This window comes from Streptococcus sp. SM3 (genome assembly GCF_027497875.1).
On the sequence record NZ_JAJNSA010000072.1, the window covers coordinates 1 to 12,522 of the forward strand.

The 12,522-nt window shown below is 39.6% G+C and carries 23 protein-coding genes and 1 rRNA gene; all 24 read left to right on the top strand.

Features of this window, described 5'->3' with window-relative positions; genetic code table 11:
• The coding region (gene rpsC, locus PAN06_RS10015) for a 30S ribosomal protein S3 (RefSeq protein WP_269796222.1) at positions 1 to 314 on the top strand (314 nt) is incomplete at its 5' end.
• A 3-nt stretch (positions 315 to 317) separates the two neighbouring features.
• A complete protein-coding gene (gene rplP, locus PAN06_RS10020; protein WP_000960947.1) occupies positions 318 to 731 on the top strand; it encodes a 50S ribosomal protein L16 in 414 nt (137 codons plus the stop codon).
• A gap of 9 nt (positions 732 to 740) precedes the next feature.
• Positions 741 to 947 (top strand): 50S ribosomal protein L29, encoded by a 207-nt coding sequence (gene rpmC / locus PAN06_RS10025; RefSeq protein ID WP_003002350.1) that lies wholly within the window; start codon positions 741 to 743, stop codon positions 945 to 947.
• Between the two features lie 23 nt (positions 948 to 970).
• On the top strand, positions 971 to 1,231 hold the full coding sequence (rpsQ, locus tag PAN06_RS10030; RefSeq protein WP_000440801.1) for a 30S ribosomal protein S17: 261 nt from the start codon (positions 971 to 973) through the stop codon (positions 1,229 to 1,231).
• Between the two features lie 25 nt (positions 1,232 to 1,256).
• Positions 1,257 to 1,625: a 50S ribosomal protein L14 gene (gene rplN, locus PAN06_RS10035; RefSeq protein ID WP_003002384.1), complete on the top strand. Its 369-nt coding sequence runs from the start codon at positions 1,257 to 1,259 to the stop codon at positions 1,623 to 1,625.
• 74 nt (positions 1,626 to 1,699) lie between these two features.
• Positions 1,700 to 2,005, top strand: coding sequence for a 50S ribosomal protein L24 (rplX, locus tag PAN06_RS10040; RefSeq protein WP_003002315.1), 306 nt, complete (start codon positions 1,700 to 1,702; stop codon positions 2,003 to 2,005).
• Positions 2,006 to 2,028: 23 nt separating this feature from the next.
• Positions 2,029 to 2,571, top strand: coding sequence for a 50S ribosomal protein L5 (gene rplE, locus PAN06_RS10045; RefSeq protein ID WP_003009606.1), 543 nt, complete (start codon positions 2,029 to 2,031; stop codon positions 2,569 to 2,571).
• Between the two features lie 17 nt (positions 2,572 to 2,588).
• Positions 2,589 to 2,774 (top strand): type Z 30S ribosomal protein S14, encoded by a 186-nt coding sequence (locus PAN06_RS10050; RefSeq protein ID WP_001085699.1) that lies wholly within the window; start codon positions 2,589 to 2,591, stop codon positions 2,772 to 2,774.
• Between the two features lie 283 nt (positions 2,775 to 3,057).
• Entirely contained in the window at positions 3,058 to 3,456 is a 399-nt protein-coding gene (rpsH, locus tag PAN06_RS10055; RefSeq protein ID WP_003010897.1) for a 30S ribosomal protein S8, read from the top strand.
• A 227-nt stretch (positions 3,457 to 3,683) separates the two neighbouring features.
• Entirely contained in the window at positions 3,684 to 4,220 is a 537-nt protein-coding gene (rplF, locus tag PAN06_RS10060; protein WP_003009612.1) for a 50S ribosomal protein L6, read from the top strand.
• 83 nt (positions 4,221 to 4,303) lie between these two features.
• Positions 4,304 to 4,660, top strand: coding sequence for a 50S ribosomal protein L18 (rplR, locus tag PAN06_RS10065; RefSeq protein ID WP_003010871.1), 357 nt, complete (start codon positions 4,304 to 4,306; stop codon positions 4,658 to 4,660).
• A gap of 17 nt (positions 4,661 to 4,677) precedes the next feature.
• A complete protein-coding gene (rpsE, locus tag PAN06_RS10070; RefSeq protein ID WP_003009617.1) occupies positions 4,678 to 5,172 on the top strand; it encodes a 30S ribosomal protein S5 in 495 nt (164 codons plus the stop codon).
• A gap of 14 nt (positions 5,173 to 5,186) precedes the next feature.
• Positions 5,187 to 5,369, top strand: a complete 183-nt coding sequence (gene rpmD, locus PAN06_RS10075) for a 50S ribosomal protein L30 (protein WP_002894509.1) — start codon at positions 5,187 to 5,189, stop codon at positions 5,367 to 5,369.
• Between the two features lie 145 nt (positions 5,370 to 5,514).
• The gene (gene rplO / locus PAN06_RS10080) at positions 5,515 to 5,955 is read left to right on the top strand and encodes a 50S ribosomal protein L15 (RefSeq protein WP_003002405.1); all 441 of its coding nucleotides are present in this window, start codon (positions 5,515 to 5,517) and stop codon (positions 5,953 to 5,955) included.
• Between the two features lie 12 nt (positions 5,956 to 5,967).
• Positions 5,968 to 7,278, top strand: coding sequence for a preprotein translocase subunit SecY (secY, locus tag PAN06_RS10085; RefSeq protein WP_023920186.1), 1,311 nt, complete (start codon positions 5,968 to 5,970; stop codon positions 7,276 to 7,278).
• A gap of 96 nt (positions 7,279 to 7,374) precedes the next feature.
• Positions 7,375 to 8,013 carry an adenylate kinase gene (locus PAN06_RS10090; RefSeq protein ID WP_021154254.1) on the top strand — a complete coding sequence of 213 codons (639 nt, stop codon included), beginning with the start codon at positions 7,375 to 7,377 and terminating at the stop codon, positions 8,011 to 8,013.
• Between the two features lie 116 nt (positions 8,014 to 8,129).
• The gene (gene infA / locus PAN06_RS10095; RefSeq protein WP_001029883.1) at positions 8,130 to 8,348 is read left to right on the top strand and encodes a translation initiation factor IF-1; all 219 of its coding nucleotides are present in this window, start codon (positions 8,130 to 8,132) and stop codon (positions 8,346 to 8,348) included.
• A gap of 23 nt (positions 8,349 to 8,371) precedes the next feature.
• Positions 8,372 to 8,488: a 50S ribosomal protein L36 gene (gene rpmJ, locus PAN06_RS10100; protein WP_001808836.1), complete on the top strand. Its 117-nt coding sequence runs from the start codon at positions 8,372 to 8,374 to the stop codon at positions 8,486 to 8,488.
• Between the two features lie 17 nt (positions 8,489 to 8,505).
• A complete protein-coding gene (gene rpsM, locus PAN06_RS10105) occupies positions 8,506 to 8,871 on the top strand; it encodes a 30S ribosomal protein S13 (RefSeq protein ID WP_003009631.1) in 366 nt (121 codons plus the stop codon).
• Between the two features lie 23 nt (positions 8,872 to 8,894).
• Positions 8,895 to 9,278: a 30S ribosomal protein S11 gene (gene rpsK, locus PAN06_RS10110; RefSeq protein ID WP_003002390.1), complete on the top strand. Its 384-nt coding sequence runs from the start codon at positions 8,895 to 8,897 to the stop codon at positions 9,276 to 9,278.
• A 45-nt stretch (positions 9,279 to 9,323) separates the two neighbouring features.
• Positions 9,324 to 10,262, top strand: a complete 939-nt coding sequence (locus tag PAN06_RS10115; RefSeq protein WP_003009635.1) for a DNA-directed RNA polymerase subunit alpha — start codon at positions 9,324 to 9,326, stop codon at positions 10,260 to 10,262.
• Positions 10,263 to 10,273: 11 nt separating this feature from the next.
• Positions 10,274 to 10,660: a 50S ribosomal protein L17 gene (rplQ, locus tag PAN06_RS10120; RefSeq protein ID WP_003002399.1), complete on the top strand. Its 387-nt coding sequence runs from the start codon at positions 10,274 to 10,276 to the stop codon at positions 10,658 to 10,660.
• Positions 10,661 to 10,914: 254 nt separating this feature from the next.
• Positions 10,915 to 12,186, top strand: a complete 1,272-nt coding sequence (locus PAN06_RS10125; protein ID WP_201037241.1) for a gamma-glutamylcysteine synthetase — start codon at positions 10,915 to 10,917, stop codon at positions 12,184 to 12,186.
• 260 nt (positions 12,187 to 12,446) lie between these two features.
• Positions 12,447 to 12,522 (top strand): 16S ribosomal RNA (locus tag PAN06_RS10130); the annotation flags it as partial.

A 12,522-nucleotide genomic window follows, 5' to 3' on the forward strand; every position in this document is an offset into this window, starting at 1 on the left:
TTGTTGGTGAAGGAATCGCTCGTCAATTGGAACAACGTGTTGCTTTCCGTCGTGCACAAAAACAAGCAATCCAACGTGCTATGCGTGCTGGAGCTAAAGGAATCAAAACTCAAGTATCAGGTCGTTTGAACGGTGCAGATATTGCCCGTGCAGAAGGATACTCTGAAGGAACTGTTCCACTCCACACACTTCGCGCTGATATCGATTACGCTTGGGAAGAAGCAGACACTACTTACGGTAAACTTGGTGTTAAAGTATGGATCTACCGTGGTGAAGTTCTTCCAGCTCGTAAAGACGCTAAAGGAGGTAAATAACCAATGTTAGTACCTAAACGTGTAAAACACCGTCGCGAATTCCGTGGTAAAATGCGCGGTGAAGCAAAAGGTGGAAAAGAAGTAGCATTCGGTGAATACGGTCTTCAAGCTACAACTAGCCACTGGATCACAAACCGTCAAATCGAAGCTGCTCGTATCGCCATGACTCGTTACATGAAACGTGGTGGTAAAGTTTGGATTAAGATTTTCCCACACAAATCATACACCGCTAAAGCTATCGGGGTACGTATGGGATCTGGTAAAGGGGCTCCTGAAGGTTGGGTAGCACCAGTTAAACGTGGTAAAGTGATGTTCGAAATCGCTGGTGTATCTGAAGAGATTGCGCGCGAAGCACTTCGTCTTGCTAGCCACAAATTGCCAGTTAAAACTAAATTTGTGAAACGTGAAGCAGAATAAGGAGAGGTCATGAAACTTACAGAAGTAAAAGAATTTGTTAAAGAACTTCGTGGTCTTTCTCAAGAAGAACTCGCGAAGCGTGAAAATGAATTGAAGAAAGAATTGTTTGAACTTCGTTTCCAAGCGGCTGCTGGTCAATTGGAACAAACTGGACGTTTGAAAGAAGTGAAAAAACAAATCGCTCGTATCAAAACTGTTCAATCAGAAGCTAAATAATAGACTAGGGAAGGAGAATTTCAATGGAACGCAATAATCGTAAAGTTCTTGTTGGACGCGTTGTGTCTGACAAAATGGACAAAACAATCACAGTTGTAGTTGAAACTAAACGTAACCACCCAGTCTATGGTAAACGTATCAACTATTCTAAAAAATACAAAGCTCATGATGAAAACAATGTTGCTAAAGAAGGCGATATCGTTCGTATCATGGAAACTCGTCCGCTTTCAGCTACAAAACGCTTCCGTCTTGTAGAAGTCGTTGAAGAAGCGGTCATCATCTAATCATACCTGAAAGGAGAAAACGTAAATGATTCAAACAGAAACTCGTTTGAAAGTCGCTGACAACAGTGGCGCACGCGAAATCTTGACAATCAAAGTTCTTGGTGGTTCAAAACGTAAATTCGCGAGCATCGGTGATGTAATCGTTGCATCTGTAAAACAAGCTACTCCTGGTGGTGCGGTTAAGAAAGGTGACGTTGTAAAAGCTGTTATCGTTCGTACTAAATCAGGTGCTCGTCGTAAAGATGGTTCATACATCAAGTTCGACGAAAATGCAGCAGTGATCATCCGTGACGACAAAACTCCTCGCGGAACTCGTATCTTCGGCCCAGTTGCACGTGAATTGCGTGACGGTGGATTCATGAAGATTGTATCACTTGCTCCAGAAGTACTTTAATCAATAAAAAAACAAACACAGTCCCCTGGCTCAGCCAGGGTGCCCGTCGGGCGTAAGAATAAAAGGAGAATAAAATGTTTGTAAAAAAAGGCGACAAAGTTCGCGTTATCGCTGGTAAAGACAAAGGCGTAGAAGCTGTTGTTCTTACTGCTCTTCCAAAAGTAAATAAAGTTGTTGTAGAAGGTGTAAACATCATCAAGAAACACCAACGTCCAAATAACGAAAACCCTCAAGGTGCAATCGTTGAAAAAGAAGCTCCAATCCATGCTTCTAACGTTCAAGTTTTGGACAAAAACGGTGTTGCTGGACGTGTTGGCTACAAATTTGTAGACGGCAAAAAAGTTCGCTACAACAAAAAATCAGGCGAAGTGCTTGACTAATCACGAAGGAAAGGAGAAGTATAATGGCTAATCGTTTAAAAGAAAAATACCTTAATGAAGTAGTACCATCATTGACAGAACAGTTCAACTATTCATCAGTTATGGCTGTGCCAAAAGTTGATAAAATCGTTTTGAACATGGGTGTCGGTGATGCAGTATCAAATGCTAAAAACCTTGAAAAAGCTGCTGAAGAGCTTGCTTTGATCTCAGGTCAAAAACCATTGATCACTAAGGCTAAAAAATCAATCGCCGGCTTCCGTCTTCGTGAAGGTGTTGCGATCGGTGCAAAAGTTACCCTTCGTGGTGAACGTATGTACGAATTCTTGGATAAATTGGTAACAGTTTCACTTCCACGTGTACGTGACTTCCATGGTGTTCCAACAAAATCATTTGATGGACGCGGAAACTACACACTTGGTGTGAAAGAACAATTGATCTTCCCAGAAATCAACTTTGATGATGTTGATAAAACTCGTGGTTTGGATATCGTAATCGTAACTACAGCGAACACAGACGAAGAATCACGTGCATTGCTTACTGGCCTCGGAATGCCGTTTGCAAAATAATATAGGAGGTAAAACTAATGGCTAAAAAATCTATGATTGCTAAGAACAAACGCCCAGCGAAGTTCTCTACTCAAGCATACACTCGCTGTGAACGTTGTGGACGTCCACACTCAGTTTACCGCAAGTTTAAACTTTGCCGTGTTTGCTTCCGTGAATTGGCATACAAAGGTCAAATCCCAGGTGTCACAAAAGCATCTTGGTAATTTAAGATATCAAGGGCGTTAAAACTCCAAGTGAAAATAGGAAACTTGACGAAGAAACTTTAGTTTCTAGGAAAGTTTATCTTTTTCACACAGAGTTTAGCCCGGGTTCAGTTGGGCTTGCCAATTTGAACACGAGCTACAGCTTTGGCAAAAAAGACCAATTTTCTTTGGAGCATCGCTCCTGCATCAAATTGCCTATTTTTGCTCTCGCTGTTACGCTCTCTGTATCATGTATTAACTAGCAAGTGCAACTTGCAAACTACTAGTAAGAGGAGAAATAATAATGGTTATGACTGACCCAATCGCAGACTTCCTTACACGTATTCGTAACGCTAACCAAGCAAAACACGAAGTACTTGAAGTACCTGCATCAAACATCAAAAAAGGGATTGCTGAAATCCTTAAACGCGAAGGTTTTGTAAAAAACGTTGAATTCATCGAAGATGACAAACAAGGCATCATCCGTGTATTCTTGAAATACGGACAAAACGGTGAAAAAGTTATCACAAACTTGAAACGTGTATCTAAACCAGGTTTGCGTGTTTACAAAAAACGTGAAGATCTTCCAAAAGTTCTTAACGGACTTGGAATTGCTATCCTTTCAACTTCTGAAGGTTTGCTTACTGATAAAGAAGCACGCCAAAAGAACGTTGGTGGGGAAGTTATCGCTTACGTTTGGTAATTGATGATGTGAGAGCGTTAAAAGAATGCAGTGAAAATAGGAAGTTTGTAGTAGGAGCGATGCTCCAAGACAAACTTATCTTTTTCACCAAATTCTTAGCTCGAACTCAAATCAAGATACAAAGTTCTTAGAGCGTGTTCAGTTCAGCTCTAGAACTAAATAAGTATCTTAAACCCCGTGAAAACTGGCCCGCAAAGGCCTGACAATTTAACAGGAGAATAAAAAACATGTCACGTATTGGTAATAAAGTTATCGTGTTGCCTGCTGGTGTTGAAATCACTAACAATGACAACGTTGTAACTGTAAAAGGACCTAAAGGAGAACTTACTCGTGAGTTCTCAAAAGATATTGAAATCCGTGTGGAAGGTACTGAAGTAACACTTCACCGTCCAAACGATTCAAAAGAAATGAAAACAATCCACGGAACAACTCGTGCCCTTTTGAACAACATGGTTACTGGTGTATCAGAAGGATTCAAGAAAGAACTTGAAATGCGCGGGGTTGGATACCGTGCACAACTTCAAGGATCAAAACTTGTTTTGGCTGTTGGTAAATCACACCCAGACGAAGTTGAAGCTCCAGAAGGAATTACTTTTGAACTTCCAAACCCAACAACAATCGTTGTTAGCGGAATTTCAAAAGAAGTAGTTGGTCAAACAGCTGCTTATGTACGTAGCCTTCGTTCACCTGAACCATACAAAGGTAAAGGGATCCGTTATGTTGGTGAATACGTTCGCCGCAAAGAAGGTAAAACAGGTAAATAATGTAGTTTGGTTGTTTTTCAACCAACCTTCATCTTACCAACTCAGTGCTTAGCACATGATTTTAAAATTAAGAGGTGAAAATTGTGATTTCGAAACCAGATAAAAACAAAATCCGTCAAAAACGCCACCGTCGCGTTCGCGGAAAACTCTCTGGAACTGCTGATCGCCCACGTTTGAACGTATTTCGTTCTAATACAGGCATCTACGCTCAAGTAATTGATGACGTAGCGGGTGTAACGCTCGCAAGCGCTTCAACTCTTGACAAAGAAGTTTCAAAAGGAACTAAAACTGAACAAGCCGTTGTTGTCGGCAAACTTGTTGCTGAACGTGCAGTTGCTAAAGGTATTTCTGAAGTGGTGTTCGACCGCGGTGGATATCTATATCACGGACGTGTTAAAGCTTTGGCTGATGCAGCTCGTGAAAACGGATTGAAATTCTAATAGGAGGACACTAGAAAATGGCATTTAAAGATAATGCAGTTGAACTTGAAGAACGCGTAGTTGCCATCAACCGTGTAACAAAAGTTGTTAAAGGTGGACGTCGTCTTCGTTTTGCCGCTCTTGTAGTTGTTGGTGACCGTAATGGCCGTGTTGGATTTGGTACTGGTAAAGCTCAAGAAGTTCCAGAAGCAATCCGTAAGGCTGTTGAAGATGCTAAGAAAAACTTGATCGAAGTTCCTATGGTTGGAACAACAATTCCACACGAAGTAACATCAGTATTTGGTGGAGCTCGTGTATTGTTGAAACCAGCTATCGAAGGGGCTGGGGTTGCTGCAGGTGGAGCAGTTCGTGCCGTTGTCGAATTGGCAGGTATTGCAGATGTTACATCTAAATCACTTGGATCAAACACTCCAATCAACATCGTTCGTGCAACTGTTAACGGTTTAGCACAATTGAAACGCGCTGATGAAGTTGCTGCCCTTCGTGGTATTTCAGTTTCTGACTTAGCTTAAGAAAGGAGATTCAAATGGCTCAAATTAAAATTACTTTGACTAAGTCTCCAATCGGACGCATCCCGTCACAACGTAAAACTGTTGTAGCACTTGGACTTGGCAAATTGAACAGCTCTGTTATTAAAGAAGATAACCCAGCAGTACGTGGTATGATCACTGCTGTATCTCACTTGGTAACAGTTGAAGAAGTAAAATAATCTATTTAAAATAGAAACAAAGTTTTCAGGGGTATGAGAGGTTCTCATCCCCTAAAACTAAATATAAGTATAGGCGAGTTTGTAGTTAGGACACCTTTTCCTGATTACATGCGTTAGCAATTTACAAAAGAGGAGAAAATAAATAATGAAACTTCATGAATTACAACCTGCTACAGGTTCACGTAAAGTCCGCAACCGTGTTGGTCGTGGTACTTCATCTGGTAATGGTAAAACTTCTGGCCGTGGTCAAAAAGGTCAAAAAGCTCGTAGCGGTGGCGGTGTACGTCTTGGTTTTGAAGGTGGACAAACTCCATTGTTCCGTCGTCTTCCAAAACGTGGATTTACAAACATCAATGCTAAAGAATATGCTATTGTGAACCTTGATCAATTGAACGCCTTTGAAGATGGTGCTGAAGTAACTCCAGTAGTACTTGTAGAATCAGGAATTGTAAAAGCTGAAAAATCAGGTATCAAAATTCTTGGTAACGGAGAATTGACTAAGAAGTTGACTGTTAAAGCAGCTAAATTCTCTAAATCAGCTGAAGAAGCTATCACTGCTAAAGGTGGTTCAGTTGAAGTCATCTAAGTGAGGTGACCTATGTTTTTTAAATTATTAAAAGATGCATTTAAGGTGAAACAAGTACGGTCGAAGATTTTGTTTACGATCTTCATCATTCTTGTTTTCCGCATTGGGACCACGATTACAGTGCCTGGTGTAAATGCGAAAATTCTGAACAACCTTCAAGATGTGTCCTTCTTGAACATGCTCAGTTTGGTTTCTGGGAATGCTATGAGGAACTTCTCAGTTTTCGCATTAGGGGTTAGCCCATACATTACAGCTTCGATCGTCGTGCAACTTTTGCAAATGGATCTGTTACCTAAGTTTGTTGAATGGGGCAAACAAGGGGAAGTTGGTCGAAGAAAGCTCAACCAAGCAACACGCTATATTTCTTTGGTTCTAGCCTTTGTTCAATCCATCGGGATTACAGCAACCTTCCACACTTTGTCTCAGGCGAAATTAGTCGCAACTCCAAATACCAAGACCTATCTATTAATCGGTGCTATTCTGACGACCGGTTCCATGATTGTGACTTGGCTTGGAGAACAAATCACAGATAAAGGCTACGGTAATGGTGTTTCAATGATTATCTTTGCAGGGATTGTGTCATCAATTCCTGAGATGATTAAAGAAATCTATGAAAATGCATTTGTGAACGTTCGTTCTGGTCAAATGACCAATTCCCTCATTTTTGTTGGGGTATTAATCCTTGCTGTCTTGGTTATTGTTTACTTTACAACCTTTGTAGAGCAAGCACAATACAAGATTCCAATCCAATATACAAAGATTGCACAAGGAGCTCCATCAAGTTCTTACCTTCCTTTGAAAGTAAACCCAGCAGGAGTTATTCCTGTCATCTTCGCTAGTTCGATTACAGCAGCGCCTGCAGCTATTTTCCAAGTGATTAGCGCTATGGGTTACAATGCAGGATGGGTGAAAACAGCTCAAGCCATGTTGGCTACAAACACACCAACTGGTGTGGCAATGTATGCCTTATTGATCATTCTCTTCACCTTCTTCTACACGTTTGTTCAGATCAATCCTGAAAAAACGGCAGAAAACCTTCAAAAGAGTGGTGCCTATATCCCAGGCGTTCGCCCTGGTAAAGGGACAGAAGAGTTTATGTCTCGTTTGCTACGTCGTTTAGCAAGTGTCGGATCAGTATTCCTTGGCTTTATTACCATCATTCCAATCCTAGCTCGAGATTTATTTGGTTTGACAGATGCAGTTGCTCTTGGAGGAACTAGCTTGTTAATCATTATTTCAACAGGTATTGAGGGAATGAAACAATTAGAAGGCTACTTATTAAAACGTAAGTATGTCGGATTTATGGACACAACAACAGAATAGAATAAGGTTGACTTTGTCAGCCTTCTATTTTGTTTTTAAATGGAAATAGGAATTCGCTCCTGCTTCCATTTAAAAACAAAATAAGGAGAATTCATCATGAATCTTTTAATTATGGGGTTGCCTGGAGCAGGTAAAGGAACTCAAGCAGCTAAAATCGTTGAAGAGTTTCACGTAGCGCATATCTCCACTGGAGATATGTTCCGCGCAGCGATGGCTAACCAAACTGAAATGGGTGTGCTTGCAAAATCATACATTGATAAAGGTGAGTTGGTACCAGATGAAGTAACCAATGGAATTGTAAAAGAACGCCTTGCTCAAGATGATATTAAAGAAACAGGTTTCTTGTTAGACGGATATCCACGTACCATTGAGCAAGCTCATGCTTTAGATAAAACATTGGCTGAACTTGGTATTGAGCTTGAAGGTGTTATCAACATCGAAGTAAATCCAGACAGTCTTTTAGAGCGTTTGAGCGGACGTATCATTCATCGTCAAACTGGAGAAACTTTCCATAAAGTATTCAATCCACCAGTTGATTACAAAGAGGAAGATTACTACCAACGTGAAGATGATAAACCTGAGACAGTAAAACGTCGTTTGGATGTGAATATTGCCCAAGGTGAACCAATCATTGAATTTTATCGTTCAAAAGGACTCGTACATGACATCCAAGGGAACCAAGATATCAATGATGTATTTTCAGACATTGAAAAAGTCTTGTCAAATTTGAAATAAAAGCGTTTTTCATGCTTGCAATATTGGACAACTAGTGTTACAATTAGTTAGTCTGACTTATAATTGTTACCTCTGTGCTCAGAGGAATGAATCGAAATTTATGGAGGTACTTTTGCGTGGCAAAAGACGATGTGATTGAAGTAGAAGGCAAAGTAGTCGATACAATGCCGAATGCTATGTTTACGGTTGAACTTGAAAATGGACATCAGATTTTAGCAACAGTTTCTGGTAAAATTCGTAAAAACTATATTCGTATTTTAGCGGGAGATCGTGTTACAGTGGAGATGAGTCCGTACGATTTGACACGTGGACGTATCACATACCGCTTTAAATAATCGAAAAACTTGGAGGGATAAAAATGAAAGTAAGACCATCGGTCAAACCAATTTGCGAATACTGTAAAGTAATTCGTCGTAATGGTCGTGTTATGGTAATTTGCCCAGCAAATCCAAAACACAAACAACGTCAAGGATAAGATAGAAAGGAGAAAACATGGCTCGTATTGCTGGAGTTGACATTCCAAATGACAAACGTGTAGTAATTTCATTGACTTATGTGTACGGTATCGGACTTCCAACATCTAAGAAAATCCTTGCTGCTGCAGGTGTTTCTGAAGATATTCGTGTTCGCGATCTTACACCAGATCAAGAAGATGCTATCCGTCGTGAAGTTGACGCAATCAAAGTTGAAGGTGACCTTCGTCGTGAAGTAAACTTGAACATCAAACGCTTGATGGAAATCGGTTCATACCGTGGTATCCGTCACCGTCGTGGACTTCCAGTTCGTGGACAAAACACTAAAAACAATGCTCGCACTCGTAAAGGTAAAGCTGTTGCGATTGCAGGTAAGAAAAAATAAAATAAAATAAGGAGGTAAAAATCTTGGCTAAACCAACACGTAAACGTCGTGTGAAAAAGAATATCGAATCTGGTATTGCTCATATTCACGCTACATTTAACAACACAATTGTTATGATTACTGATGTGCATGGTAACGCAATCGCTTGGTCATCTGCAGGTGCACTTGGATTTAAAGGTTCTCGTAAATCTACACCATTTGCTGCTCAAATGGCATCAGAAGCTGCTGCAAAAGCTGCTCAAGAACACGGACTTAAATCTGTTGAAGTAACTGTTAAAGGTCCTGGTTCAGGTCGTGAGTCTGCTATTCGTGCACTTGCTGCTGCTGGTCTTGAAGTAACTGCAATCCGCGATGTAACTCCTGTACCACACAATGGTGCTCGTCCTCCAAAACGTCGCCGTGTATAATCATCAACAATTACACAGCTTTTCGTTTAAGAGGGAGTATAGCAAATGATTGAGTTTGAAAAACCAAATATAACAAAAATTGATGAAAACAAAGATTATGGCGTGTTTGTCGTAGAACCACTTGAACGTGGCTATGGTACAACACTTGGAAACTCACTTCGTCGTGTACTTCTGGCTTCACTTCCAGGTGCAGCTGTCACTTCAATCAACATTGAAGGTGTACTCCACGAATTTGATACCGTTCCAGGAGTCCGTGAAGACGTTATGCAAATTATTCTTAACGTTAAAGGAATCGCCGTTAAATCTTACGTCCAAGACGAAAAGATTATTGAACTTGATGTAGAAGGACCTGCAGAAGTAACTGCTGGAGATATTCTTACTGATAGTGACATCGAAATTGTAAACCCTGATCATTATCTATTTACAATCGGAGAAGGAGCATCTTTGAAAGCAACGCTTACTGTAAACAGTGGACGTGGCTATGTTCCAGCTGATCAAAACAAAAAAGATGATGCACCAGTGGGAACACTTGCTGTAGATTCAATCTATACGCCAGTGACAAAAGTCAATTACCAAGTTGAACCAGCACGCGTTGGTAGCAACGATGGCTTTGACAAGCTAACCCTTGAAATTTTGACAAATGGGACAATCATTCCAGAAGATGCCTTAGGTTTGTCTGCTCGTATTTTGACAGAACACCTAAATCTATTCACAAACTTAACTGAAATTGCTATTGCAACAGATGTTATGAAGGAAGTGGATACAACTTCTGATGATCGCATTTTAGAACGTACGATCGAAGAATTAGATCTTTCAGTTCGTTCATATAACTGTTTGAAACGTGCTGGCATTAATACTGTTTACGATTTGACTGAAAAATCAGAAGCAGAAATGATGAAAGTTCGTAACTTGGGACGTAAGAGTCTTGAAGAAGTTAAAATCAAACTTGCCGACTTAGGCCTTGGGTTAAAAAACGATAAATAGAGGAGGAATACATGGCTTACCGTAAACTAGGACGCACTAGCTCACAACGTAAAGCGATGCTTCGCGATTTGACTACAGATCTTATCATCAATGAAGCAATTGTAACAACTGAAGCACGTGCGAAAGAAATCCGTAAATCAGTTGAAAAAATGATTACTTTGGGTAAACGTGGTGATTTGCATGCACGTCGTCAAGCTGCTGCATTCGTACGTAACGAAGTTGCATCACAAAACTTTGATGAAGAAACAGGTAAATACTCAGAAACAACTGCACTTCAAAAATTGTTCTCTGAATTAGCACCTCGTTATGCTGAGCGCAATGGTGGATATACTCGTATCCTTAAAACTGAACCACGTCGTGGTGATGCTGCGCCAATGGCTATCATCGAATTGGTATAATATCATCAATTTTGTTGAGTGTTATGATGATGGAATACACTGTTATTCTTAGTCTAGCTCTGGTCTACCGCTGGGGATTTTCCCCAGCGGGAACACTCATCATATTGAATGAATGGTAGACGCTTGTTTACGAAATTGCTTTAATTTAAAACAATTTCGTAAGCAGGCGTTTTGTCTTGTTTTTCATGAGTAGTCGAGAATAGCAAAAAATGATATAATGGAACCCATATCTCCAATAGAAGAAAAAGGATTCAATGACAAAACAACAAGCAATTAAATTACTAAAAGAGAAGTACCTTAGTAATATGAAAGAGGATTCGGAACTCTTTGTCGGAGTTGAATTAGAGTTTCCGATTGTAGAAACAAATGGAAACAAAACAAATATAGAGGTGACGAAAAATCTTTTTCGAACCTTAGCAAACTTATCAGATTTTGAAGTTGAAAAAATAGATGACGATAAAAATCCCATTCAATTGGTTCACCGCTCTTCTAAAGATCGTATTCTATTCGAGTTGAGTTACAATACAATTGAATTTGCATTTGAGAGAGCTCATTCTATAAATGAGGTAGCCAAACGTTTTGAGGCCTATTTGAAGATTATTCAACCTATTTTGCAAGAAAATAATCACGAAATTCAAGGGCACGGAATCCATCCTATGTGGAAAGAAAATGATAATAGCCCAGTGAAAATCGAACGATACAAGATGTTAATGGCTTTCCTTGCAATGAATGGTACAGGGATGAAAACACACCCCTATCCTTCGTACGGAGCATTTATATGCGGAAACCAAGTTCAATTGGATGTAAGGCGCGATAACTATATTCGCATCATTAATGCATTTAATAAAATTGAAGCAGCAAAAGCATATTTGTTTTCTAACTCAGAATTTTCAGCAGAGGTTTGGGATACAAAAATTGCCAGAGATATTTTCTGGGAAGAATCCTTACATGGTTATTATAAGGAAAATGTAGGGATTTATCCTAAGGACTACCAAAGCGAAGAAGAGTTTTTTAATAATCTCGCTAGAACGGCTATTTTTACGGCAACAAGAGAGGGCAAATCATATTATTTTAAACCAATTCGAGTCGAGGACTATCTAGATCAAAAAGAAATTACAGCCTATACGGCTGATGGAAATGAGAAAATCATTAACCCTGTAAAAGAAGATCTAAAACAACATCGAAGTTACCAATTTCAAGATCTAACTGCTCGTGGAACTGTAGAATTTAGAAGTGTTTGTACACAACCATTAGAAACCACATTTGCCCCGATAGCCTTTGAGTTGGGCTTATTTGTACAGTTAGAAAAACTGGAAAACTATTTAGAGGATTGTTCATTTTTTAAAAATGAAGAACAGGACTATCGAAAACTTAGAAAGAAATATTCAAAGAAAATTCTAAGTAAAGAAGAAAAAGAAGCGATCCAATCCTTTTCAAAAGATCTTCTAGACATAGCTGAAGCAGGTTTAATGAAAAGAGGTTGCGGAGAAGAGAAATTTCTCATCATTAACAAAGAACTAGACTAATAGAAAAGCCTGTAATGCAGGCTTTTCTTTGTTTCTTTCAAAAAAACTTTCAAAAAAATAAAAAATTTTTTAAAAAAGTGTTGACAGTAAGGAGAGGTCATGATATACTAATATAGTTGTCGCGCGAGAGCGACAAAGACCTTTGAAAACTGAACAAGACGAACCAATGTGCAGGGCGCTATAACGAAAGTTATAGTAACTGAACAATAAAAAAACAATAAATCTGTCAGTGACAGAATGAGTTTAAGACAAACAATTATTTTAATGAGAGTTTGATCCTGGCTCAGGATGAACGCTGGCGGCGTGCCTAATACATGCAAGTAGAACGCTGAAGCT